The 26483-nt window shown below is 44.5% G+C and carries 24 protein-coding genes and 1 tRNA gene; 3 read left to right on the top strand and 22 right to left on the bottom strand.

The window, feature by feature from the left end; translation table 11 throughout:
- Positions 1-2: 2 nt before the first annotated feature.
- Together B649_RS01300 and gap are read right to left on the bottom strand one after the other, a co-directional pair.
- Positions 3-1193, bottom strand: coding sequence for a phosphoglycerate kinase (locus B649_RS01300; RefSeq protein WP_015652691.1), 1191 nt, complete (start codon positions 1191-1193; stop codon positions 3-5).
- A gap of 36 nt (positions 1194-1229) precedes the next feature.
- A complete protein-coding gene (gene gap, locus B649_RS01295) occupies positions 1230-2234 on the bottom strand; it encodes a type I glyceraldehyde-3-phosphate dehydrogenase (RefSeq protein WP_015652690.1) in 1005 nt (334 codons plus the stop codon).
- A 78-nt stretch (positions 2235-2312) separates the two neighbouring features.
- Between gap and nadD the strand changes: the two genes are divergently transcribed.
- On the top strand, positions 2313-2846 hold the full coding sequence (gene nadD, locus B649_RS01290) for a nicotinate (nicotinamide) nucleotide adenylyltransferase (protein ID WP_015652689.1): 534 nt from the start codon (positions 2313-2315) through the stop codon (positions 2844-2846).
- Positions 2843-3172, top strand: coding sequence for a ribosome silencing factor (gene rsfS, locus B649_RS01285; protein ID WP_015652688.1), 330 nt, complete (start codon positions 2843-2845; stop codon positions 3170-3172). Before nadD ends, rsfS begins: the two co-directional genes overlap by 4 nt.
- 167 nt (positions 3173-3339) lie before the next feature.
- On the opposite strand, the gene B649_RS01280 is transcribed toward rsfS, so the two are convergent.
- The 4 genes from B649_RS01280 to mqnP form a co-directional block, all read right to left on the bottom strand.
- Positions 3340-3416, bottom strand: a tRNA-Arg gene (locus B649_RS01280).
- Between the two features lie 56 nt (positions 3417-3472).
- Positions 3473-3988, bottom strand: a complete 516-nt coding sequence (locus B649_RS01275) for a hypothetical protein (protein ID WP_015652687.1) — start codon at positions 3986-3988, stop codon at positions 3473-3475.
- Positions 3985-4503: a hypothetical protein gene (locus B649_RS01270; RefSeq protein WP_015652686.1), complete on the bottom strand. Its 519-nt coding sequence runs from the start codon at positions 4501-4503 to the stop codon at positions 3985-3987. The genes B649_RS01275 and B649_RS01270 overlap by 4 nt, the downstream gene beginning before the upstream one ends.
- Positions 4500-5363 carry a menaquinone biosynthesis prenyltransferase MqnP gene (gene mqnP / locus B649_RS01265; protein WP_041192366.1) on the bottom strand — a complete coding sequence of 288 codons (864 nt, stop codon included), beginning with the start codon at positions 5361-5363 and terminating at the stop codon, positions 4500-4502. The genes B649_RS01270 and mqnP overlap by 4 nt, the downstream gene beginning before the upstream one ends.
- Before the next feature lie 186 nt (positions 5364-5549).
- On the opposite strand from mqnP, the gene miaA reads away from it, so the two are divergent.
- Entirely contained in the window at positions 5550-6443 is an 894-nt protein-coding gene (miaA, locus tag B649_RS01260; RefSeq protein WP_041192488.1) for a tRNA (adenosine(37)-N6)-dimethylallyltransferase MiaA, read from the top strand.
- On the opposite strand, the gene B649_RS01255 is transcribed toward miaA, so the two are convergent.
- From B649_RS01255 to B649_RS01180, 16 genes are read right to left on the bottom strand one after another with little or no spacing between them, the layout of a single operon-like run.
- Positions 6435-8792 carry a hypothetical protein gene (locus B649_RS01255; protein WP_015652683.1) on the bottom strand — a complete coding sequence of 786 codons (2358 nt, stop codon included), beginning with the start codon at positions 8790-8792 and terminating at the stop codon, positions 6435-6437. The two genes, miaA and B649_RS01255, sit on opposite strands and share 9 nt — an antisense overlap.
- Positions 8793-8815: 23 nt before the next feature.
- Positions 8816-10321: an NADH-quinone oxidoreductase subunit NuoN gene (nuoN, locus tag B649_RS01250; protein WP_015652682.1), complete on the bottom strand. Its 1506-nt coding sequence runs from the start codon at positions 10319-10321 to the stop codon at positions 8816-8818.
- Positions 10321-11868: an NADH-quinone oxidoreductase subunit M gene (locus B649_RS01245; RefSeq protein ID WP_015652681.1), complete on the bottom strand. Its 1548-nt coding sequence runs from the start codon at positions 11866-11868 to the stop codon at positions 10321-10323. Before B649_RS01245 ends, nuoN begins: the two co-directional genes overlap by 1 nt.
- 9 nt (positions 11869-11877) lie before the next feature.
- The gene (nuoL, locus tag B649_RS01240) at positions 11878-13764 is read right to left on the bottom strand and encodes an NADH-quinone oxidoreductase subunit L (protein ID WP_015652680.1); all 1887 of its coding nucleotides are present in this window, start codon (positions 13762-13764) and stop codon (positions 11878-11880) included.
- Between the two features lie 3 nt (positions 13765-13767).
- Positions 13768-14073: an NADH-quinone oxidoreductase subunit NuoK gene (nuoK, locus tag B649_RS01235; RefSeq protein ID WP_015652679.1), complete on the bottom strand. Its 306-nt coding sequence runs from the start codon at positions 14071-14073 to the stop codon at positions 13768-13770.
- Positions 14073-14657: an NADH-quinone oxidoreductase subunit J gene (locus B649_RS01230; protein WP_015652678.1), complete on the bottom strand. Its 585-nt coding sequence runs from the start codon at positions 14655-14657 to the stop codon at positions 14073-14075. Before B649_RS01230 ends, nuoK begins: the two co-directional genes overlap by 1 nt.
- 11 nt (positions 14658-14668) lie before the next feature.
- Positions 14669-15292, bottom strand: coding sequence for an NADH-quinone oxidoreductase subunit NuoI (nuoI, locus tag B649_RS01225; protein ID WP_015652677.1), 624 nt, complete (start codon positions 15290-15292; stop codon positions 14669-14671).
- A 12-nt stretch (positions 15293-15304) separates the two neighbouring features.
- Positions 15305-16294 (bottom strand): NADH-quinone oxidoreductase subunit NuoH, encoded by a 990-nt coding sequence (gene nuoH, locus B649_RS01220; protein WP_015652676.1) that lies wholly within the window; start codon positions 16292-16294, stop codon positions 15305-15307.
- 3 nt (positions 16295-16297) lie between these two features.
- Entirely contained in the window at positions 16298-18784 is a 2487-nt protein-coding gene (locus tag B649_RS01215; RefSeq protein WP_015652675.1) for an NADH-quinone oxidoreductase subunit G, read from the bottom strand.
- A complete protein-coding gene (locus B649_RS01210) occupies positions 18781-21036 on the bottom strand; it encodes a 2Fe-2S iron-sulfur cluster-binding protein (RefSeq protein WP_015652674.1) in 2256 nt (751 codons plus the stop codon). Before B649_RS01210 ends, B649_RS01215 begins: the two co-directional genes overlap by 4 nt.
- 10 nt (positions 21037-21046) lie before the next feature.
- The gene (locus B649_RS01205) at positions 21047-23083 is read right to left on the bottom strand and encodes an FAD-dependent oxidoreductase (protein WP_015652673.1); all 2037 of its coding nucleotides are present in this window, start codon (positions 23081-23083) and stop codon (positions 21047-21049) included.
- Positions 23084-23092: 9 nt separating this feature from the next.
- Positions 23093-23317, bottom strand: a complete 225-nt coding sequence (locus B649_RS01200; RefSeq protein WP_015652672.1) for an NADH-ubiquinone oxidoreductase subunit E family protein — start codon at positions 23315-23317, stop codon at positions 23093-23095.
- A 12-nt stretch (positions 23318-23329) separates the two neighbouring features.
- Positions 23330-24556, bottom strand: a complete 1227-nt coding sequence (gene nuoD, locus B649_RS01195; protein WP_015652671.1) for an NADH dehydrogenase (quinone) subunit D — start codon at positions 24554-24556, stop codon at positions 23330-23332.
- 9 nt (positions 24557-24565) lie between these two features.
- Positions 24566-25372 (bottom strand): NADH-quinone oxidoreductase subunit C, encoded by an 807-nt coding sequence (locus B649_RS01190; RefSeq protein ID WP_015652670.1) that lies wholly within the window; start codon positions 25370-25372, stop codon positions 24566-24568.
- Positions 25372-25881 carry an NADH-quinone oxidoreductase subunit B gene (locus B649_RS01185; RefSeq protein ID WP_015652669.1) on the bottom strand — a complete coding sequence of 170 codons (510 nt, stop codon included), beginning with the start codon at positions 25879-25881 and terminating at the stop codon, positions 25372-25374. Before B649_RS01185 ends, B649_RS01190 begins: the two co-directional genes overlap by 1 nt.
- Positions 25863-26252, bottom strand: coding sequence for an NAD(P)H-quinone oxidoreductase subunit 3 (locus tag B649_RS01180; RefSeq protein WP_015652668.1), 390 nt, complete (start codon positions 26250-26252; stop codon positions 25863-25865). Before B649_RS01180 ends, B649_RS01185 begins: the two co-directional genes overlap by 19 nt.
- Positions 26253-26483 lie beyond the last annotated feature (231 nt).

Below are 26483 nucleotides of genomic sequence, written 5' to 3'. Positions count from 1 at the left end.
ATTTATTTCATTAAGGGTTTAACGCCCGGAAGAATTTTTCCTTCGAGTAATTCCAACGATGCTCCGCCGCCCGTAGAGATAAACGTCATCTCCTCGTCCAATCCGATGCGTTGAACCAAATCAGCCGTGTCACCGCCGCCGACTACCGTCGTTGCATACGAATCCGCAACAAAATGGGCAATTTTATTGGATCCTCGCGAAAAGCGATCCATTTCATACACACCCATCGGTCCATTCCATAAAATCGTTTGAACATCCGCAAGTACTTGACGATAAAGCCGTACCGTTGCCGGTCCGATATCCAGTCCCATCCATCCGGCAGGGATCTCTTGGACACTGCATAAACGGCTCATCGCGTCAGGAGCAAATTTCTCAGCGGCAACAACGTCCACCGGAAGGTAGAATTTGACACCGAGACGTTTGGCTTCATTCATAATGTTGATCGCTTCATCCAACAAATCATCTTCAACCAATGAATTACCGACATCATACCCCAAGGCTTTGAGAAATGTAAACGCCATACCGCCACCGATAAGAACTTTATCCACTTTCGGTAAAAGGTTAATGAGTGCTTCGAGTTTTCCTGAAACCTTCGATCCTCCGACGATCGCCGCAAACGGTCTGACCGGACGCTCTAACAAAACACCGAAAAATTGAATCTCTTTTTGGAGTAAAAAACCCGCTGCTTTATGGGCATTATCAAAATGTTGTGTAATACCCTCAACCGAAGCATGGGCACGATGGCTCACACCAAATGCATCATTGATGTATACTTCAGCCATCGACGCCAAAGAAGCACTGAATTCAGGGTTGTTTTTCGTCTCCCCTTTTTCAAAACGAAGATTTTCCAGCAATAAAATCTCTCCCCCTTTCAAAAGCGCTGAGAGTTTCATCGCACTCTCTCCGACAACATCTTCCGCCATCTGTACGTCTATTTTTAATAACTGATGCAATCGTCGAGCTACCGGAGCAAGAGTATATTTATCATCACGTTCCCCTTTTGGACGACCAAAGTGAGAAGCCAAAATAATTGCACATTTTTGATCAAGACAATAATTGATCGTTGAAAGGGCTGAACGGATACGGCGATCATCGGTAATATTGCCATAATCATCCATTGGGACATTAAAATCACATCGGATAAATACTTTTTTACCGTAGATGTCACACTCTTTGATGTTCAATAATTCCATTATTTCCTCTTACTGTAAGATTAAATTTATTATATTTTATTGTTTATTAATAAACAATGCCATTTCGATAAGGCGGTTTGAATAGCCCCATTCGTTATCGTACCATGCCATGATTTTAATCAGATTTCCGTCAATAACTTGAATCAAGTCATCTGCCACTGTGGCACTGTAAGACGACCCGACAAAATCCTGCGAAACACGATAACGTTCATCCACTTCTAAAATCCCCTGCATCTTTCCATTTGCATACGACTTAAAAAGAGCGCTTAGTTCCTCTTTGGTAGTTGACTTACCTACCAGAACATTCAAATCGACCATCGAGACATCCGGAGTAGGGACACGAACACTTTGCCCATGAAGCTTCCCTTCCAGATTCGGGAGGACGATACTGATCGCTTTTGCCGCACCGGTGGTGGTAGGGATCATGTTGAGTGCTGCCGCACGTGAACGGCGCATATCGCTCCCATGCGCCGAATCAATAATCGCTTGACCGTTCGTATACGCATGGATCGTCGTCATCAACCCTTTTTCGATCCCAAATGTCTCATCAATGATTTTGGCAATCGGCCCCAAACAATTCGTTGTGCACGAAGCGTTCGAGATAATATCTTGCCCCGCATACAAATGTTCATTAACCCCTAAGACGAATGTCGGAATTGCACTGTCTTGGGTTGGGGCGGAGAGAATCACTTTTTTAACCCCTTTTGCCAAATGATGCGACGTTGATGCTCCACTCAAAAATAGACCGCTGCACTCGAAAACAACATCCGCGCCCAGTGCACCGAAATCAAGATTTTCAGGATTCTTTTCACACAGAATACGAACCGTATTTTTTCCGATTTGAAGGTACCCATCCTCCACTTTTTTCACATCAATTTCAAACTGTCCGTGAACGGAATCATTTTGCAATAGATAGAGCACCATATCGATTGAAGCCATGTCGTTGATCGCGACAAGCTCCACATCATTACGTGCGGCGATTAGACGGGTAACACAGCGGCCGATGCGGCCAAATCCGTTTATAGCTATCTTCAGCGCCATCACCTTATCCTAAACACAAAATAGGGGGTTATTTTACCAAAAATCGGTTATAATTTCGATTAAAAGAAGTTGAGGCTCATGAAGCTTGCACTCTACGGCGGCAGTTTCGATCCGCCGCATGCCGGACATGTCGCTGTCGTTACCAAAGCGCTGGAAGTTTTGAGTGTCGATAAGGTTATTATTGTCCCTGCATGGCGCAATCCGTTCAAGCCCTCCGTTGTCGCTGATGGAGCATTCCGTTACGAGTGGTTGAAAGAAATTTTTGCCCCTTTGGAAAAGGTAGAAATCAGCGATTTTGAGATCACCCAAGAAAAAAGTGTGTATACCATCGAAACGGTAAAACATTATACGACTCAATGCGATGAGATTTACCTCATTATCGGAGCCGATAATCTCGAAAAACTGCCAACTTGGCACTCTTTTAATGAACTTAATACTATGGTGCACTGGGTCGTTGCAGCACGCTCCGACATCCCAATCCCGGAAAATATGATTCGGCTCACTATCAACGCACCGATCAGTTCAAGCGATTTTCGTGCCTCGGGAAGCCCTTTGGGGTTGGAGGCGAATATCGAACAAAAAATTACAACCTACTACAAGGAACATCTGTGAACCCACGAATTGAAAAGATCAGTGCTATTCTCGATCAAAATAAAGCCGAAGCAATCGAAGTATTCGACCTTCATGGTAGCGATTATTTCGCCGACTACGTTATTCTCGCATCATCATTAGGAGAGCGTCACACCATAGCGTTGCTCGATCACCTCAAAAAAGGGCTCAAACCCGAAGAGCAGTTTTTGTACGTTGATGAAAGCGGAGACTGGGTTGCAATTGATCTGGGTGACATCCTCATCCATATCCTCACTCCGCAATACCGCGTTAAATACGACCTGGAAAGCTTTTTGGGCGAAATTACTGCACGAAAAAATAAACAATAATATCGTCATTCCGTGCCACGACACGGAATCTATCCATCTCCTGTATCAAGTACAAGATGACGAAAAATAGAGTTATCAAAAAAAAGTGGGATCAATGATGCGAATGATTGGATTCTTAGGTGTTTGGTTTTAGGAGTTGAAGGGTTGATAATTACGGTGTTTGTAAGTGGTGCGCCCGAAGGAATTCGAATCCCTGACCGCCGGTACCGCAAACCGGTGCTCTATCCAGCTGAGCTACGGACGCATTTTAAAGAGAACGAAATTATAGCTAGATAAGCTTAAAAAGTAATTAATACACCATCAGCGAAGCTGATTGATTTTTAGAACAAATTCTACTTCCGCTTTTGAAAGGCGAAGTTCTTTGGCGATAGCATCGACTTCCAATCCTTGATTGTAGCGGCTAATCACTTTTTCATCATCTAACCCGCTGATCGACGTAGGAAGAGAGAGATTTCGGATTCGCTCTTCGAGGTAACGTAATCGGTTCTCCGTCTTCTCTTTATAAGCACTCAAACTCCCTTCGATATGAGCCAATGACTCCAGGATCGGAACCGAGATTTCATTCACCTCACGCCCAAGCTCAGCATGAAGAGAACTCTGACTCATAGGAGTACTCTCTTGAAGCGAGGCAATAATCTCCAGCTCTTGCTTAAGCCGTTTGTCCATCATAAAGAGTTCACGATGCAGATCATCGACCGCCTTGGCAATCGAACGAATTTGTGAAGCGACTTCCCCCTCTTTGCTGATGACATAATAAATAAGCCCCATGAGTAATATTGCCAACGCGACAAGAGCTATCTCGATGGTGTAATTCATTCATATCCTTTTAAATGGCGAATTATAGCTCGCTCACGTGCCATCATGTAACTTGCCCAGTCGCTGGTATCTTTTTGGTGCATCCGAACAATTTTCGCCAGAGTAGGAGAAAGAGCCTCAAAATAAAAACTGACTTCCCTCTTAGGATGGACCGGCATTTCGAGTCGCGCGTAATAATTTTGGCCGATTTCAAGCTGCGGCTCAAGCAGTTCAAAATGCTCATACCCGATTCTACTAATCTTGCCCTCATACGATAACACAGTCCTCTTCGGTGCACTCAGGAGCAATACCTGTTCTAAGTGATCTATTTTTCGATACAGTTCAACCAACAGCTGTATCACTACCGTATCATCCACCGATTCACCTTTACTTCTTGCGTTACGGAGCCATTGGCCTATTGCATCATTTTCTACTTCGCTCAGCTGTATATATTCACGATCAAATTCAACTTTGTTGCTGCTCTCAACACTAAATATGATCTCTAGCGGAGCTTCAATCAAACGTACATCACTCATAGATTTACCACCTTATCTAAAATAATCAATCCGATAAACACAAAGCCCAAATAGCCGTTCACCGTAAAAAAAGCCCGATCGATCTGAGTAAAATCTTTACGTACGAGGTAATGCTCATACGTAAGCATCAAGGCACTAAAAACAATAGCGGCAACAGCAAAGAATCCTAACTCTGCGGTACTGACAAAGAGCCCCCAGAACAGAACACTCAAAAGATGAAAGGTAACGGAAATTTTAAGGGTAGCACTGCTCCCATAACGTGATGGGATAGAGTGAAGGCCATTTGTTTTATCAAATTCCATATCCTGCAATGAATACAGCAAATCAAACCCTGCCACCCAAAAAACGACGCCAATACTCAAATAAACGGACCACAGAGGTACCGTTCCCAAAACCGCTATTGCCCCTGCCATCGGTGCAAGGCCCAATGATATCCCTAAGACGATATGAGCCATCGAACTAAAGCGTTTGAAATACGAATAACTAAACAGTACCAGAAGTACCGGCAGACTCACATAAAATGCTAAATCGTTGACAAAATAGGCTACCGCCATAAAGACTAAAGCGTTGACAGCGGTAAAAATAGCAATGGATGCCCCGTCCAGACGGCCATCCACACTGGGACGTCCTGCTGTGCGGGGATTATATTGATCGTAAACGCGATCGACATAGCGGTTAAATCCCATGGCTGCATTACGGGCACTGATCGCTGCCAATGCACCCAAAATGAGAAGTTTAAAGCCAAACCAGCCATCCGCCGCTACGATCATCGCAATAAAAATAAAAGGGAGCGAAAAGACACTGTGCTGAAACATCACCAGCTCATTAAAGTCTTGTAATCTTTTCACTAATCGTTTCACAATAACCCTTTTCAATCATAATGACTTTATTTTATCGTAAATTCTCTTTGTCATCATAAAATCCGTTCGTGCTGAGCTCGTCGAACCATAAAATTACCCTTCGACAAAACAAGGATACCGCACGCGAAGCGATGTTTCCTTGAGCTCAGGGCGAACGCTTTAACTAAAAGTTATATAATGTCATTTATGAAAACCTTAGCGATTATCGGTTCCACGGCATCAGGCAAGAGTGATTTGGCACTCTCTCTTGCACAGCAGTATAATGCCCTAATCCTCTCCATCGATTCTCTCAGTATCTATAAAGAGATCGATATCGCCTCGGCTAAACCTTCCAAATCTGAGCTCTCAATGGTAGAGCATTTCGGCATTGATCGGCTCAAACCGGATGAAACAGCCAGCGTCATCACTTTTATCGATGAATATCACTCCATACGAAATAAAGCGTTGAGGGAAAACCGAAACATCATCATTGTCGGCGGAAGCAGTTTTTACCTCAAAAGCATGATCGATGGTTTATCTAAAATTCCCGATTATTCTCCTGAGACTCTGCAAAAAACAAAAGCTATGCTCAGTGATCTGAGTGAATGTCATCGTCTATTGAGCGATATCGATCCTCTCACAATGGATAAAATCACTCCAAGTGATACCTATCGGATCGAAAAAATGCTCCTCATCTATCTCGAATCGGGGTTGGCTCCCTCAGAATGGTTTCACGCTCATCCGCCGCAGCCGATCATCACCGAGTGTCCCGTACTCAATTTGCAGGTTGATCGGGAGATACTGCGCAATCGAATTGCTCTGCGTACCGACAAAATGATTCATTCGGGACTGATTGATGAAGTTGCCGAGCTCGAACGTCTCTACGGAAGAATCCCCAACAGTATGAAATCGATCGGGATAGTTGAAACATTGGAGTATTTAGACGGAAAACTGACAAAAAATGAGCTTATCGATCAGATCAGCATCCATACAGGACAATTAGCGAAGCGGCAACAGACTTTTAATACTCATCAGTTTACTTTGAGTGCCAGCGGTTTATCCGAAGAACTCATGGGTATCGCCGAAATAATTTTAAAATAGTGACAGTGCGTCTTTGGCCAGTTTTCCCCATGCGGAGTTTTTATCGGCTTTGATACTCGCATTAAACGCCTCTCTGGATTGACGTTTATTCCCCAATTTTTGCTCAATTGCTCCGATCAAATACTGCTGACGTGAGCGTTTTTCATTCACCAGCTTACGCGGATTTAGTGTTCTCAATACTTTTAACGCATCGGTGTCTTTTCCGATATTTTGGTACGATTGAGCCAACGTAAATTCAATATAAGGGCTTTGCGTATAGGTTTTCGTCCGCTCTTGCAACGCCATCACCTTACGAGCATAGGTTTGCGTCATCGCTTCATCTTTGCGTTTCAGCCCTAAACTCACCATTTGGGTATAACGCTCGATATCTTTAAAATCATTCTGGTAGGCAGCTTCGATCAATTTGACATGACGTATCATCCCCTCGGCATCTCCGACACGCTGTGCCGCATCATACATCGTGCGATAGATATCATTAAGCGGAGGGTTTTTCTCAACACCCAAAAGGGTTATCAGTTCTTCGCCCCCTTTAATCGCTTCTTTATACTCCCCTAAACCAAACTGCGTTTTTACCATACGCGATAGCCACACTTGACGTTCAGCTACCGATGGGGCTTTTAGATGTCTTTGCGCTATTTTTTTAGCGGTAGCATATTGTGTCGTTTTCAGTGCACAGTTAAAAAGGGCCTCATCCCATTCCGGAAGAAGTTTTATTTTGTACATTTTCTGAAATTTCATCGCCTCAGCGCATTTGCCCTCTTTCAAAAACGATTTTTCCAATCCAATGGCACTTTTTGAAATCAACGTATTGGTCTGCGGATACTCGGTCGAATCCAAACGGTACAGCTCATCTTCTAAATCCAATACCTCTTGGTATTTTTTCTCTTTTAATAATAACTGCGCTTTTTTATACAATGCTTTTCGACCGACACTGTCATCTCCGTAACGTCCAATCAGATCATCGTATTTTTTGATCTCTTCAGTGGTGTTTTTCTCCCCATCTTCAAAAAACAATCCGTCTTTTGCCCGTCGTACCTCTTCAACGAATTCACCGTATTTATACGTTTCCAGATATTCATTAAACCGTTTCAGCGCTTCATTTTGTTTTCCCGCTTTAGCATACTGAAATCCAAGATTTTTCAACAATTGCGGATGCACGGACGATTTCGGATCGATCACACTTAAAAGTGCCTCGGTAATGCGTAAAGCTGTTTTAGGATCGTTTCGGTCATAAAATGTTTCTGCCATTAGCATCGCATCTTCAAGTACTTCTTTTAAATACTTGGAATTTGCAGAGGTGATTTTTTCAATGTAATGTGCGGCTTGTTTGGTATTACCATTAGCCAGTTCAATCTGTGCGAGTCTAAATGCCGCTTTAGACGCTATACCGACATCACTGCTCGTTGCAAGTGAACGTTGATAATAAATCATCGCTTGTTTTGAACTGCCGGAATTTTCCAGCTGTTCTGCTTTGTAAATCATCCCGAGTGACGCAAATGGACTTTCTGATTGTTCATTAAACAAACGATCAAAAAAGTAATCGGCATCCGTACTCTGACCCACTTTTCCATAGGCGTTCCCCATATATGCCAATACCTCGGCAAGATTAGGGTCCGAAGAATAAAGTCTCAAAAACTGCTTACCGATTTCCAAGAGCTTTTCGGATTCATCTTCATAATGAAGCGCTCGAATTTGATAGAGCATCAATTCATTTTTAAAGACGGTTTTCGGATAATTTTTTAGAGTATATTCGGAGAGTTCAAGAACTTTATCGTAATCTTTAGCCTCATACGCCTTTTTCATATTCATATAATCGGTTACATCTTGCACTCGTGATATTTTGATCGGATTTCCCTTGAGATCCAATCCTCCAATATATGGGCGGTTATTTTTTTTAATTTTTACCGGAAAATTAATCCCATCGGCAGAAGGTGCCGAGATACTGAGCAAAGGGAGTTTTTTCGCATACCCGACTACACTCCAGTGGCTCGACTTTTTCACATCCGATTGATAGGTATCGGACTCTTTCGTGAGATTAAACACTACCGGCATTAATTTCATTTTAGACTTAGGAAGAATCGTTAGGGTGTATCCTTGGGGTGATGTGGCTGCACTAACGCTAAACCTTTCATTGTCAATCGGAGGAAATTTTTGTTTAGGGGATTTGGGAAAACGGCAGTCAATACGCTTTGTCTCACCAAAATCATCTTGTGTGGCTTGACACGTAAAGGGGGAAGATTCGCGAAGATGGAGAACGCTGTATTTTTCCCCACTCTCTTTACCGCTCTGAAGGGTAAGTTCTAATGCCAAAAGGGGGAACCAAAGAGATAGAATGATCCAGTATCTCAATCTATCCCCCTTTTATCTTCCTTTTAATAGCCGCTATTATACACGAATAGCGTAATAACTTTCAACAAAGGATTCACGGCAAAGACTGCAAAAATAGTCCCGACAACTGCTATCCCGATAATGGTTTTGAGAGAGAGTGAAGCATTCATAAAATAGAACTTTTCATACCCTACCATCGGCTCTTTCATAAACATGAAAACAATCAATTTGAGGTAATAATACCCTGCGATTGCCGAGTTAAGCGCCATAATAAGAGCCAGAACGGTATATCCTGCGCTTACCGCTGAACCAATCATGTATATTTTACCCCAAAACAGACCAAACGGTGGAATACCGGCGAGAGAGAGCATAAACAACGCCATCATCACCGCACCCATCGGCATGGTTTTTACCATACCTGAGAATTTTTCGTACGGATGATCCGAACTTTGTCCCGGAAGGAGATTTTTCTGACGGTTTACCCATAGCATGGTAAACGCACCAAGATTGGTAAAGCTAAACAATGCCCAATACAAGAATAAACCCGTATTTGATTGTGTCGTACCGATCAAAATTGCCGCCATTACAAAACCGGCATGACTGATAGAGCTGTACGCCAACATACGTTTAACATCGCTCTGAACCAATGCCCAGATATTCGAAGCGGTCATCGTCACAACCACTCCGATGTAGAGAATCACTTGAAGCCATACGACACCGCTGTGTACCAAGAATTCGAACAAACGCATTGCGACGACGAATCCTGCGATTTTCGGAACGATAGACATATAACCGGCAAGTGCCGCTGATGAACCCTCATATACGTCCGGTGTCCACGTATGAAACGGCACCATTGAGAGTTTGAATCCAAATGCCGCGATCATAAATGCCATTGCGACAAGTACATATCCGATATTGCTGTAATGATCTTCTGCCAATACGGTAGCAATTTGGTTAATTTCAACCGAACCGCTGATGGCGTATAAAATCATCGAACCGAATGCAAAGAAACCGGCTGCCAGTGCGCCCATCGTAAAATACTTCACTGCCGCTTCAAACGATTTAGAACGGTTGTGTAAGGCGATCAAGGTATAAAGTGCCAACGATGCTGTCTCTAAACCGACAAAAATCAAAATAAGATTATCGGTAGCTACCATAAACTGGAAGCCCGCAATCATAAACAAGAAGAGGGCAAAATACTCAGGATAATCATACTCATGAAAACGTTTTGAGGTTAGTGCCAATGGGATAAATAGCATGGACCCGACAACAATAATAATTTGTGAAAGGATCGCAATCCCATCCATCAGCATGACGTCAAAGAACCCTAAAATCGTTCCGTTTTTAAGAAAAACACCGGCAAAATCGACCAATGCACCCAAATCAAGGAGTAAGAAAAGAAGGCTGATCATTACGTATAATGATTTGTTTAACCCCCCCTTTATCATATCGATCACTAAAATAGTCAGTGCACCAACGATTGCGACAACCATCGGAGCTAAGGTCGCTAAATTAAGCGACGCTAGTGAAACATTAATCGGCTCCAACATTAGTGCGCCTCCTGCAGTGAGATAGTATCATTCTTACCTGTTAAATCAGGAATACGTGCTTTTGCTTCAGGACTTTGTGCTTTATCGTGCATCAACTGAATGACGGACTCAACACTGTTATTGATCGGCTCTAATACCGGTTTTGGATAGATACCCAACCAAATTGCCACGATAACCAAAGGTATCAACCCAAGCATCTCGGTACGGTTAACGTCTTTCAAGTTACGATTTGCCTCATTGGTAACGGTTCCAAAGAACATTTTTTTGTACGCCGCAAGCATATAGATAGCTCCAACGATAATCGCGACACCGGCGGTGAGGGTTAACATATGAGACTGTTTGTAAAAACCGAGTAAACTCAAGAATTCCCCTACGAAGTTAATGGTCAAAGGCAAACCGACAGAAGCCATCATCATGATTCCGAAAATGGTTGCATAACGCGGCATAACGGTTGCAAGACCACCAAATTCTGACATCAATTTCGTATGGCGGCGATCGTAAATAACGCCGACCAGCAAGAACAGCGCCCCTGAAACAACACCGTGTGCCAGCATTAAAAATACCGAACCGCTGACCCCTTCAACATTGAGCGCAAACGTTCCGAGGATAATAACCCCCATGTGAGAAACCGAGCTGTAGGCAACCACTTGTTTAATGTCTTCTTGCGCATACGCTACCATCGCCGTATAGATAATCATAATGATCGCGATAATAGCAATCGGGAACATAAAGAATACGGATGCGTCCGGGAACAATGGCAATGAGAAACGTACAAATGCGTACGTACCCATTTTGAGCAAGATTGCTGCCAAAATAACCGAACCGATGGTTGGTGCTTGACCGTGGGCATACGGAAGCCAGGTGTGGAACGGAAACATCGGAACTTTGATCGCAAAGCCCAAAAAGAATGCGGCAAACAACCACAACTGGAAGTTCTCCGGCAAAATCAAACGGTACCACTCAAGGATTGAGAAACTCCATTGTCCTGTTGCTTGGTAATAGAAGTACGCCATAAAGAGCATACCGACGAGCATCACCAATGAACCGGTAAAAGTATAAAGAAAAAATTTGATCGACGCGTAAATACGCAACGGTCCGCCCCATGCTCCGATGATATAGAGCATCGGAACAAGAGAAAGTTCCCAAAATACATAAAACACGATCGCATCAAGAGCGGCAAATACACCCACCATTGTCATTTCAAGAAACAGCAAGGTGATAATCAAATCTTTTAAACGGCGTGTTTCGGTTAATGATGCAATACCGATCAACGTGAAAAATGTTGAAAGGATAATGATGAACAGTGAAATTCCATCGACACCTAAGAGGTAATTAATACCAAACTGCGGAATCAACGGCATTGACTCCATAAACTGCATCCCCGAGATCATCGGATCGTACGCATACCACAACCACAAAGAGAGGACAAATTCGATGAATGCAACGGCAATACCGTACGCACGCATGCTATCCTTTGTGACGACAAACCCGAGCATTGCAGCCAATGCAGGGAAGAAAATTAAAAGTGTTAAAATATGATCTATCATCATTACTCCTTAAGCGCCAACCGCGTTGTATCCGACGGTAAAGGCGAAGGCCAGTGTTATTAAAACAACTAAACCGACGACCATCCAACGAAGCATCGTGGAGAGATTTCCATTTTGAATATCGCGTGTATTTTCACCCGTTTTGTAGATGATATTTGCGATCCCATCAACCGTTGCATCAACGATTTTAAGATCGATTTGTTTCCACGCGATTTTAGAGAGTTCTGCATACGGTTTAGAAAACACCTCTTCATAAAACTTCGGAATGTAATACTGATTCCAGAGTAATTTGTAGCCAAAACTATTTTCCATTTTAGAGGTACCGTCCGGTACGCTGTTCCAATTGCTGTATTTTTTGTAAGCGAATGCAATTGCCGCGATTACAAACAGTTGTGTTCCGATCGTCATAATCCAATAGGTCATTTCACTGTGTACATGATATTGGGTATCGGGGAGAATGTTAATCACCAATTGATAATAGGTCATTTTAAATGAACCTGCAATGATTGCCAAAATAAGCAATGGTGACATTCCCACCAACATAAATTTGTACGCTTCATGCGGGTGGATACCGAAAAGCTTATAACGCTCTTCCCCATGGAAGATCAACGCTACAAGACGGAATGAGTAAAACGCTGTTAGTCCTGCAGTCAATAACAATACCGTATAGATAACATAATGGTGTTCAACAAATCCAACTTCCAAAATCAAATCTTTCGAGAAGAATCCGGCAAACGGATAGATACCGGCCAATGCGACGGAAGCGAGGGTCATCATAATAAATGTCCCTTTCATCACTTTGCGCAATCCACCCATCTTAAACGGATCGAGTTCATCGTGCATGGCGTGCATAACATTACCCGCACCGAGGAACAACAACGCTTTGAAAAAGGCATGTGCCATAAGGTGGAACAATGCAACCCAGTATGCGCCCAAACCTGCGGCTACGAACATGTATCCGAGCTGTGATAGGGTTGAATACGCGATGATACGTTTCATATCGCGGTTAACCAGTGCCATCGATGCCGCAAAAAGGGCAACAAAAGCCCCGAGGCTTGCAATGAAGATCCCGACATTCGGGATCAAATCATAAATCGGATTGGCACGAACAACGAGATAAACCCCTGCGGTAACCATGGTTGCCGCATGAATCAATGCAGAAACCGGAGTAGGACCTTCCATCGCATCGGCAAGCCATGTATGGAGTGGAAACTGCGCCGATTTACCCATCGCCCCGATAAAGAGGAAAATACCGATCCATGTTGTAACCACTAATGGAAGGTTTCCAATTTCAGCAAATACGACATCGTATTGGAGTGAGCCGGTATTCCAGTACAACAAGAAAATACCGATTAACATCCCAAGGTCAGCGATACGGTTCATAATAAACGCTTCATTCGCTGCCCACGTAGCCGACTCTTTGTGGTACCAAAAGCCGATGAGTCCCCATGAGCAAAGACCAACACCTTCCCATCCGATAAAGAGACCTGCAAAGTTATCACTCATAACCAGTACCATCATCGAGAAAACGAATGCTGAAAGCCATGAGAAGAAGCGGTTAAACCCTTTATCGTGATCCATATATCCAATAGAGTAGATATGAACAACGGTTGAAACGATGGTAACAACCATCATCATAACAACACTTACTTGATCGACCACAAATCCAAACGGGATATAAAGATCACCTGTCGCCATCCATGTCATCATTTCGGTATGAACAATATGTCCGCTCAAAACGTAAGAGAGCAAAATCGCACTACTCACAAAAGAGGTAAAGAGTAATCCCGATGCCACGATACCGACATGCTGCGATTTAGGTGATGCACTGAAAAGAGCCGCATAAAGCGACCCTACCAGTGGAGCAAAGAGTGCAATATATAAATAAAGTTCCATAGCCTATCCTCGCATTGAATTCATTTGATCTAGGTCGATCTTACCGGTACGTTTGTACCATACGATGAGCAGACCAAGCCCGATCGCTACTTCCGATGCCGCAATCGCGATAATGAAAAATGCAAACATTTGCCCGCTCAAATCACCGATATAGTGAGAAATCGCCGCAAATGCGATGTTGGTTGCATTAAGTAAAATCTCGGTTGCAAAAAAGAGCATCAAAAGATTTTTACGGCGCATGACCCCGATCAAACCGATTGCAAACAAAATAGTGGATAAAACAAGATAATGGGTGAGTGTAACTTCCATTAGTGGTGTCCCCCTGCTTGTATTTCTTCAAAACCATCGTCAATTGAACCGATATCTTCTTCTTTCATCAACGTTAATGATTTATCCATTTTTTTACCGGCCAAAACAATCCCGCCGATCATTGAAACCAACAACATAACCGCTGCAAGTTCAAACGGAACAAGATATTTCGTAAAGAGAATCATACCGACGGCTTGAGAATTACCGACACCTTCTTGGATCGGGTAAAGGGCTTGAATATTATTGGAAACGATCGGTGCTACGAAAATCGCTACCACCATGACTGCCGCTAACGTACCCAAAACAAATACGATTTGCGGATTAGTCCGTTTTTCAACCACATTACGAGTAGTGTCAAAAAACATCATACCAAATGCATACAACGCCATAACCGCTCCGGTATAAACAATAATTTGGATCGCACCCAAAAAGTCGGCACCCAAAATAAAGAAAAATGCCGAGATGAAAATCATCCCCGCCGCCATTGCGGTAATCGCATAAAGCGCTTGGCTCGTCATAACCGTGATGGTAAACATCACGATCGTGAGGGCCGCAAACAGATAAAAAGCGATTGCTTCAAACATACATTGACTCCTTAATACGCCAACGGGGTCTTTTTGACCGACGCGTCGCTTCCTGGGATGATGGCTCCGAAGCCTGGGTATTCTGCTTGTTCACCTGCTTTTAGCAAATCAAGCGGGGTTAACATATCGTCTTTGATAACGAAATGGGCGCGTTGTTCAGAGGCATTCTCATAACGCCCGCCATGAACGATAGCCAGCTCAGGACACACTTCAGCGCAATAACCGCAGAAAATACAACGACCGAGGTTGATGCTGTATTCGGTTACCTCTTTACGGCTGTTCTCATCGATACGGGTGTCCATACGGATACAATCGGAGATACAGATTTTTTCACACAATCCGCATCCGATACAACGCTCATATCCAGATTCCCACAAACGTAACAGTTTATGAACCGCACGGTAACGCGGTCCGATAGGGAGCTTTTCAAGTGGATATTGGAGCGTATGGATGTCAAATTTGATCATCTCGCGCAGTACTACCCAAAGACCTACGAAAAGCTCTCCGTTAAACGTACGTTTGACTACTTGTTTAAATTTATCCCATCCTGAAGTCGGATAGGTTTCGATATCAACATAATAATAAGCCGATGACTCGCTCACATTACGATTCGTAAATGGTTCTTCATGATGCATAACCCAACCTCCTTAGAACATCATCACGATACCGGTGACAACAATGTTGAGCACCGCGATCGGCATTAATACTTTCCAACACAACCACATCAATTGGTCAGGTCGAACATCCGGCCATGCAGCACGGGTCCAAAGGAAAAAGAAAAAGAAAAACGCTACTTTCATCAAGAGCTGAATTGCCCCTGCGATAGTCCCATCACCAAAACCGCCCAAGAAGATGATTGCAATTACAAACGAGATAAAGAACATATTCGCATATTCACCGATGAAGAAAAGACCCCAACGCATACCCGAATACTCCGTACCGAAACCGTCGATAATTTCATGGTCGTTTGCAACAAGGTGAAACGGAGTACGTCCTGTCTCAGCAAATGCGGCAATCCAAAAAAGGATAAACGCGACCGGCTGCGACCATACGATCCAGTGGGTGATCCCTCCTGCTTGATAGTTATTGATGTCGATTAATGACAATGAACCCACCATCATCAACGGTGCCAATAACGATAATCCCGAAATAACCTCATACGAAATGAAGATCGCGGCACTACGTGCTGCAGAGATCAATGACCATTTGTTCGCTGATGCCATCCCCCCAAGGAGCGGTCCGTACAATCCGATGGCCATAACCCCTAAAACGTAAAGAATACCGACATTGATATCGGCAACGATCGGATGCACTGTGTATCCAAATACCGTAAACTGCGGCCAAAACGGAATTGCCGCAGAAGCCATAAATGCCGTTGCCGCCGTAATAACCGGAGCGATTTTAAAAATCGGCTTAACGACATTTTGAGGGATAATATCCTCTTTGGTAAAGAGTTTGATCCCATCCGCTGCAACTTGAAGCAATCCGAACGGTCCGACGTGCATCGGTCCAAGTCGGCGTTGCATGAACGCCAGCACTTTACGCTCAAAATAGGTCCCAAGACCTGCGAGCGCTGAGAAGATCAACAAGATTACGACGATTTTAACAATCGTTTCGATGATAAATGCTACATCCATGCTTTACACCTTTTGAATTGATACGCACGTAAAACGGTAACCGTCAAACAGTGCCTCAGAATTGATAGCGGCATCAAATGTCGGAAGATAAGCGATATCTCCCTCGATTTTACCGTCTTTAATGATGCTAACGCTTAATTCACCGCGCGCGGTTTTAACGCTCACCGAGTCCCCTTCATTCCAGCCATTGGCTTCCATTGCCGAAGCGGATACATATAAACCTCCGCTTGCTTGAAGTTGATGCGATACTGCCGTGAACGGTGAAAATTGAAGTACCGGATTCGCCAAATAGACCACTTTATCGGTGATCGCTGCATTCGAATCAAATCCTTTAACACTTTCATCACCGCTTGTCGCACTATTTTGAACATCAAGGCAATAACCTCGAACCTCTTCACCGCTATTGGTATAGTGATTCGGAAGGGTATCGAAATCGATTCCTTTAAAACCAGCAGTAACCGGAAGCTGAGCCGTGTAATCGACCGTCAATTTTGCACTAACGCCTAAAGAAGAGGCAATATCATTAAGAACGTATCCACCGTATCCGAGAGCCGCATTGGTTGGATTGACCCGTTTGTCGATGCCGGTCAATGTCCCCTCTTGCTGATTCAGTGATGGCATATCCAAATCACCGTTACCTAATGCACTCAAGATAAAATCACCCGCTGTGTTATAACCGATAGTAAAACTACCGCGTGTACTGTCAAGATCACAAATCAGCGCTGCCCCGAGGGTATTGGAGAGATTCGGGATCATCGTTACACTGAAAGCTGTGTATTTTTCAATCAACGCAACAAGACGAGCACAATTATCACTGTGTGGATGGGTATAAAGGTCAGGTCCTACCATCAGGCTGAACGTCTCTTTTTTTGCCAAATATTTGGTCAAAGTATCACTAAATCCTGCCGGGGCATTCAAAAGAGCAAAGAGGGCATTCTCATCCACTTCCACCTCTTTCGAGACTTTTTTCTTGATCGTTTTGGTGACCTCTTCGCTCACCTCTTCTTCGATTCCACTCTCTTCGTTAAGCACTTTTTTCACAACGGTTTCGGTCACTTTTTCATCGACTGTCTCTTCCACTGTAATAGTTTTCGTCGAATGGAAACTTGCCAAATACTTCGTAATGGCTGCGGGTAATGAGTCTTTATCTCCGAAAAGATCGAGCATCAAATACAGTGCCGCCTCTTCCATCATCGGTGCGTGGTTGAACTGCGTGACGTTTTTGGACATATCGGCGATAACAGGATCGTTGATCGGGTGGAAATACAATCCCGCCCCTTTGTTCATCGACAATGCGTTGTTCATCGCGAAACGGGCATTCGGATTATCGGTTTTGAGCGCACTTCCGATCGAAACGACAAAATCGGATTCATGAACTTGTTTTAAATCTCCGCCGTAAAGCGATTTACCGCTCACACCGCTGTAGCTAGTCAAAAAGTTTTTGAGCGCTAACGCTTCGTTATTCACCAAGCGATAGCCGTACTTCTCGCTCAAACGTTGAAGGATCATCGCCTCTTCGTTCGTGATCGTCGACGTAAAGGCAATGGTGTCCGCTTTTTTGAATGCTTCGATTGCGGCATCAAAGGCTGGTTTATTTTTCACAACATCACGATTTTCAAAATCGTACCCGTAGCGTCCCGCACCGCAGAGAGAGACATAGTTCCACTCATTTTTGACACGGTAAATTTTAGCCTCCGGGTTTTCGATAGAGGTGTGTTTAATATCATAGCTGAGCTGACATCCCGCCGAACAGTGTGCACACGTCGCCGGAATCTGCTTATGTTCCCATGCGTTTGAGGTATACTGATAATCACTGCTCACAAGTGCACCGACCGGACATACCGATGAACACTCACCGCAATCGGTACAATCAAGGGTGTCACCGCCGTTTGGAGCGATCAACGATTTGTTGAGCTTGTTCCACATCGCATACGCGTCTTTCGGCATCGATTCTTTGAATTCAGCCTCAATCGCATCACTTCCGCGAGCTACCGTGGAGAGTGCCGCATCCCCGATCATGTCTTTACAAACGGTAATACAACGCTCACACATAATACACAATGCCGGGTCATAGTGAATCAATCCCCAATTCTGTGCCGGCTTATGGGTATCTTTGATCGAATACGTTTGTGAATCGACACCCACTTCCAATGTATAATTTTGAAGCTCGCACTCACCCGATTGGTCACACACGCCGCACTCTAACGGATGATTCACATCGTAAACTTCCATAATGGCTCTGCGCTCTGCCAAAATATTCGGAGTGGTAGTGGTAATCTCCATCCCGCTCTTAGCTTTTGCATTGCACGCATAAACTTGTTTGCCGTCGGCTTCAACCAAACAGATACGGCACGCCAATGTCGGCGAACATCGTGTAAGATAACAAATAGCCGGAATAAAGATCCCATTAGCACGTGCCGCATTGAGGATGTATTCACCCTCTTGCGTTTGGACCGCTCTACCGTCTATGGTTATCGTGATTTCATTCATGATCCACTCCCCATCTTCATAATTTTCACCTTTTCAAAACGATATTGTTCATTCAATGCACCAAATGCCGTATCATACGCCGGAACCAAAGCAATGGTCCCTTTGAGAAGCGAATCAAGTTTAAAGATGCGCTCTTGTGTCTCACCGGCAAATTCAATGCGAATTTTATCACCATCACCGATTTTTGCAGCAGCGGCAAACTGTGCTGAACCGCGCAATGCTGCCTCTTTTTCGAGCTGTGATGTACGGGCCGTGTAAGCGTTAAACTGGTTTACCGGATTACAGCGATAGACAACCGTGCCGTTAAATTCCGGCAAATCCTCAATCTCTTCCAAAGTACCGTCAGCTTCAACATCACAGGTTTCAAGCATATAGCCGCGATAATCTTCACCCAACGCGCCGAAAAAGTTTCCTAAATCATCGAATGATTTTTCGGCAAATCCCTTTGAAGCAGGGAGTTTAGCCGTATAATCAATGGTATTTTCTGCACGTAATCCAAGAGCATTCGCTAAATCATTCAGGGTATATCCCCCAAACGCTACCGCAACATTGGTTGGCAATACTTGATGATTGATACTGACAAATGTCCCCTCTTGGCTGTTGAGAGACGGCAGTGTAAGATTAACATCTCCAAGAGAACCCATCGTGTATGAACCCGAAGCATTGTAACCGACAACACTCTCACCGCCGTTATCAACATCCAGATCACAGATCAAAGAAACTCCGATTGTATTAACACTTGAAGCAACAACCACAACCGAGAACTCAGTATAAGTCTCAATCATCGCGCACAAGCGGGCGATGTTCTCTGCGCGCTTATGATTCAGGACATCGCTTCCGATTACGAGTGTTTTTCGTTTCGCTCTGGCAAATGATTTTGCGATGCGCGCATACTCTTCATCGCCTACATTGCTTTCGGCGCACAAATACCCCTCATCCAATCCATCAAAGAAGTTGCGGGTTTCATCACTCACATCAGCACTCTCAAGAAGGGTTTTTGCGAGCATTGCCACAACTCCCTCTTCCGTTCCCACTTCGTATTTCACAAACTGAGTTACAACATTTTGAAGCAATTCATCTTCGATCGGGTGCATATAAACAACTTTTGCCCCTTTATGACGAGCTGCCGTTGTCATAGCATAACGAACAGAGGGATTGTCAGTCGTAATGCGTCCGCCAAGTACAATGATCCCATCACTTTGAGCAATTGCATCGAGGCTTCCACCAAACGCTGTTTTGCCGCTGATCGAACTGTAAGCCGCCATAAAATTCTGATATGCACGTGCTTCTTCGTTGTAGAGTTTTAGCCCCATTTTTTCTTTGAGTTGCTGAAGAATCAGGGCCTCTTCGTTGGTAATCAGTGAATTAAAACGAATCGCACTGCCATTTGATAATGCACCGATTGCTTTAGCAAATTCGGATTCGTCTTTAGTTGCTTGAACCGCAAAGTCAAATCCAAATCGCCCTGCTCCGCAGAGAGTCGTGTGTTCAAAATCGTTTGTTACACGATAAATCTTCGGCGCAGCACCAATCGAATTTGACGTGTGACGCACTTCATACATCAATGAACATCCTGCCGAGCAATGAGCACATGTAGCGGGAATTTGTGTAAGTTCCCAAGCATTTGCACTGTATTGAAAATCACGACTCACCAGTGCACCAACCGGACATACCGCAATACACTCACCGCAGAACGTACAATCGAGTTGTTCAGAATTTTTTGGGATTACCGCCGATTTGTATCCGCCAAATTGGAGTTCAATCGCATCGTCTCCGATAATCTCATTACAAACATGAACACATTTTTCGCACAAGATACAAAGGGAAGGATCATAATTGATCAATCCCCAATGCTCGATCTTGCGGTGCTGATCTTTGGCGCTGAAATGTTGTGCAGAAACCCCAAATTCCAACGTTTTATTTTGGAGATCACATGCACCTGATTTGTCGCACACACCGCACTCTAACGGATGGTTGACATCATACAGACGCATGATATTGGTCCGTTCCTGCTTCAAACGATCCGAATCGACCGTAACGGCGAGCCCTTCGGTAGGAGGGGTTTGACAGCTAAGAATCAATCCATCCGTTTTGTCCGTTTCAACCACACACAAACGACATGATGCGCACGGAGTCGTTTTTTCCAAGTAACACATCGTCGGGATATAAAATCCCGCTTTACGTGCCGCTTGGAGGATACTCTCCCCTTTTTGCGCCGTAACGGGTTGATTGTTAATCGTAAAGTTAATCATCCATCCCCCCTTAATGTGCGACCATCGCAATGTAGTAACAGCGCATACAGCGCTCCGCCTCTGCGAGTGCCTCTTCTTGTGTAAAGCCGTATTTCACTTCACGGTTATTATCGCGTCGCTCATCCACGGTCAGAACTTCACTGTGTTGACGCGGCAAGCCCGGAAGCCATCCTTGGATCTTCTCTTTTTTATCATAGACTTTGAGTTTACGGAGGTGATCTTCCATAATCTCATCATCGGTGAGGCTAATCTCACCATTTACCACATAGCGTGACATCACCGATGCGGCACGTTTAGCTTGACCGACTGCATTGACGATCGTCATCGGACCGTATTCGCAGTCCCCTGCGGCAAAAATCCCTTTGCGTGAGGTCATGTAATCTTTTCCGTTGGTTTTGATCGTCGCCCATGAGGTACGCTCAATCTCCCACTCTTGCGGAAGAAGTTTCAAATCGGCGCTTTGGGAAACGGCAGGGATAAGATAATCACACTCCATCTCAAAACTTGCCCCTTCGATTTTCTCCAAATTCGGACGTCCGCCGTTTGGATCAGGGACCAGCTCATAACGATCGATGATCAACGATTTTAAAACATCGTTTTCATCTTTCATCTCCGCAACCGCCGAGTGGAAAATAAACTCTACACCCTCTTCGACCGCTTCGTGATACTCTTCATAGGTTGTATTTTTAATGATTGTTTTCTCATCACGGCGATACAACATCACTACTTTTTTAGCGTTTGCACGGATTGCACAGCGGACAACGTCCATTGAGGTAAATCCGCCCCCGACGCACACCAGCGTTTTGCCGGTCAAATCAACAAAGTCTGTCGATAACATATGACGTTTTTGATCGGCTTCAGGGACCATAATGTCGTATTTAACTTGGAGGTTGACCTTGTCCAAAAAGTCGATCGCTCCCCAGTATCCTTGAATCTCGGCACGTTCGTTATCACAATAAACTTTTTTCGAAATACGGGTTCCGGTAGCTACCAATGTTGCGTCGTACTCGTTTTCAAATGAACGCATCATGTCAGCGGTGACTTTGCTATTCGTGATAAAGTTCACCCCCAAAGAGCGAACCGCTTCGATATCTTGATTGTATTTATCAATCGGCATACGGTATTCAGGAACCCCGACTGCTACCTCACCGCCAAGAACCGGAAGTTCTTCGTAGACATCGACATCGATTCCGTCCAGTGCAAGGTAATACGCACCGGTAAGCCCCGCTGGACCGGCACCGATTACGGCTACTTTTTTACCTATTGAGGCTTTTTGCTCGCTCGGATGGAAGAACCCGAAACCGTGATCAGTCTCATAGTCGGCACCCAGACGTTTAAGCTCCATGATCGAAATCGGCTCATCCAGATTGCTGCGGCGGCACTCGGTCTCACACGGATGTGGACAAACACGTCCACAGGTATGGGCAAGCGGCATCGTTTGACGGGTCGCCATCAGTGAATCATCAAAACGCAAATCGCGAACACCCTCGATGTATGCTGGAATATCGACATGTGCCGGACAGGCATCCATACACGGAGCAGTGATTTTCGCGATATAGCTGGTATCTTCCAAATGATAATGTTTGGAAGGTTTTTGGTTCTCGATACACGCCATAAACTCCGACTCGAAGTGAGTCATAAGATCAAGCAGCGGATTCGGAACGGTTTTACCGATCTCACATTTGGAAGTCTCCTGCATTGTGCGAGAAACTTCTTTGAGATGCTCCATATCGGCAATTGAGCCCTCACCGCGAGCGATTTTATCGAGCAAATCGTATAAAATACGTCCACCCCATCGTCCCGGTGCACAGCGTCCGCACGCTTCAGAATAGACCTGATACTGCGCCGCGTATTCCGTTGCTAAACGAACGACATCGACATCAGGATTGAAAAGCGCCACACCGTCCCAGCCGATAAATGCTTTGGAATGGGCATGTTCGTTGTATTCCAACGGAAGGTTATAAGCAGAATTTTCCCAAGCATCGTCAGCTTTGCCGATGTTATTGATCTGCTCACCCCGCCACGTGGAGAAATAGACTTTACTCACAAGCATTCCTTATTTTTTGACCACAATGGTCCAGTCAGCTTCGTTGAATTTCAACGAGTTCATGAGCTCACACCCAAGTTCTTTAACCAAATCAGCGGACTGCTGTACGGGTGTAAAATCACCGATTTCAAATAAGAAAATCAACACTTCACCCTGTGCTGCTTCATTTTTGATAATTTCGGACATGCGGCCTGCAAAGTTCTCTTTCAAATGACGTAAATCGTAACGTTTCACTGCATGCTCCTTTTAGCGGTCAACTTCACCGAAGACGATGTTAGTCGTCCCGATGATAGATACAACGTCCGGGATATAGTGACCCGGCAATAAGTCGGTCAAAATTCCGGTGTGCCAGAATGACGGCGCACGAAGTTTTAGACGGTACGGATAAGCTCCGCCTTGAGAATTGATGTAATACCCAAGCTCACCTTTAGGCGATTCGGTCGCAACATAGACTTCTCCTACCGGAGGGCGCATCCCCTGTGTCACAAGGACAAAGTGTTGCATTAACGAGTAGTTTTGGGTCATAATATCGATTTTTGGTGCTGAAATGTATTGCGGTGCATGGGCCATCAGTGCCGGCTCAGTCCCCTCATACATATCGATCACTTGGTACAAGATTTTTGCCGATTCACGCATCTCTGCCATGTAGAGTTTATAACGGGCATAGTTGTCCCCTTTATCGGAAACCGGAACGTTGAACTCAACTTCGTCATACAGCTCATACGGCTCTTCTTTACGGATATCCCACTCGACGCCAGACGCACGGAGCATTACCCCTGAACATCCCCAACTCTGAGCCATCTCTTTAGAGATAACCCCGACATTTTCCATACGCATCAACCAGATACGGTTGCTGTCGAGAAGGTCTTCGTAGTCTTTGATGTTTTCCGGCAATTTATCGAGGAATTTACGCAAATCGGCGATAAAGTTATCCGGCAAATCAAGCGGTACACCACCGATGCGGATCGCTGCATGGGTTAATCGCGCCCCACAGTAATCCTCAATCAAGTCCATCAAATACTCACGCTCGCGGAATGCAAACAAGAACACCGTCATCGCACCGATATCGAGTGCTGTCGTCGCCAACCAGAAAAGGTGAGACATCAAACGGTTCGTCTCAAGAAGCATCATACGGATCACTTTTGCACGGCGCGGAACATCAAGCCCGATTAGCTCTTCTACTGCCAATGCAAATCCGTAGTTGTTTGAACTTGAAGCGATATAGTCCATACGGTCCGTTGTCGGCATGAACTCATTGTAGATCATGTTCTCCGCCATTTTTTCCATACCACGGTGGAGGTATCCGATATCCGGATGCGCTTTTGTGATCTGCTCTTGCTGCAAATGGAGCATCAAACGGAGCTGTCCGTGAGCGGAAGGATGCTGAGGCCCGAAGTTTAGGATCAGTTCATTATCGTGCCGGTCAAATGTAATGTTTTCGAAAAAGGGTCTAAGTCTATTGGATTGCTGCATACATGATCCTTAACGGTCGCGATCAGAGATCACGACACTTTTTTCTGCGTCAAATTTTTGGATGAGGAATACTCCCTCATTCTCTTGATAACATAACGGCGTATCCGGTTCACCTTGGCTGATGTCGGCACCGTGCGGTACTTCGTGACCCAAACGGGAAAAACGTTCGGTGTCGTAGCGATCCACACGGGCAGGATCACGGTTTTCAGGCCCGATAATCTCTCGTGCTTCTTTACCGAAAATTTTATCGACTTCATACCATTGAGCAAACTCATCCCCTTGGAGCGGATAGGTTTTACGAAGTGGGAATCCTTCCCAGTCATCCGGCATCAAGATACGTTTCATAAACGGATGGTTATTGACCACTACGCCGAACATGTCGTACATCTCACGCTCTGACCAGTCAGCTGAACGGAAAAGGGATGAAACACTTTGAATCGATTCTTTTTCAGAAATTTTACATTTGATACGAATACGTTTGCGTTTTGACATACTGAGCATTTGATAGAAAATCTCAAATTTCCCCTCTTGTGCCAACCAGTCGATCGCAGACATCTCCGAGAGTTGATTGTAACCCAACTCATTTTTAAGTAGTTCAATTACACTGTGGTTGTCTGCTGCATTAATCACGACAACCATTTGTTTGACTTGGATATACGCATCCAAAACGTCGAACGAAGCTTTAATCGCTTCGAGATCGTGAGCAAATACTGCATCTTCACTGACATCACTTTTCGCTACTTGAGGGGCAACCCAGTAACGGTCGGTGTAATAAGGTTTTTTCTGTACGTCGTCTTTAGGGGTGTAAGCTCTCATTACATCAACCTTTTTGGTTTTTGAGCGCGAGATGCACTCTCACGTCGGATTTTTTGCTGTAACAGCAATACGGCATATTGCAATGTCTCAGGACGAGGCGCACAGCCGGGAAGATACAAATCGACCGGAATAACACGATCAACCCCTTGAACCGTTGCATAGGTATTAAACATACCGCCCGTGTTGGCGCATGAACCCATTGAGATAACCCATTTAGGTTCCGTCATTTGATCGTACAAACGGCGAATAAACTCCGCATGTTTTTTCGTCAATGTTCCTGCAACGACCATCAGCTCTGCTTGACGCGGAGAAGCACGGAAAATCGTACCGAAACGGTCGAAGTCATAGCGTGATGCCCCTGAAGCCATCATCTCGATACCGCAACAGGCCAAACCGTAGGTCAATGCCCAGATAGAATTTGATCGACCCCAGTTGACTACTTTGTCGATTGTCGTCAATGCGACGGGAAGTCCACCGTCTTTGAGATAATTTACTTGATGTTGTGCCATTCGAGAGCCCCTTTCTTCCACGCATAAACAAAACCGATAGCCAGTAATAAGATGAACATCATCATCTCAACGAATCCGAACCACCCTAAAAGTTTAAAATCAATTGCCCATGGAAACATGAAAACGATTTCCACATCAAACAATAAAAACAACAACGCAAACAGATAAAACTGCGTTGAAATACGGTTCGGCTGCTTTGTCACTTCAGGTCCACATTCGTAAACCGAGAGTTTAATCTTTTCAGTATCTTTAGCCGCTAGCGCGCGACTCGCTAAGCGTGCAATGACTGTTGTGGCATAAAATGCACCAAACGTTAACACAAACAGTACAAATACCCCAAAATAGGGATTTGCTACGTTGTAATGCTCCATAGTTCCGACCTTCTTGTGGTTGATGGCATATCCCGCAGCAGAGGAATTCTCCGCCACGCTATACGGTTTTTATAAAAACAGTTATTGCACTATAACAAAAAGAGAATTAAACAAACCCTTATCAATCCCACATTTATATGGGTCTGTCACTATAAGAAACATTAGCATATTGGGTTTTGGAGATAAATGTTAAATTACGTAACACTTTTAGGAGATTATTCTAATTTCGTG

Origin of the sequence: Candidatus Sulfuricurvum sp. RIFRC-1 (assembly GCF_000310245.1) — a bacterium.
Lineage (GTDB): Bacteria > Campylobacterota > Campylobacteria > Campylobacterales > Sulfurimonadaceae > Sulfuricurvum.
This window is presented reverse-complemented; position numbering and strand designations above follow the sequence as displayed.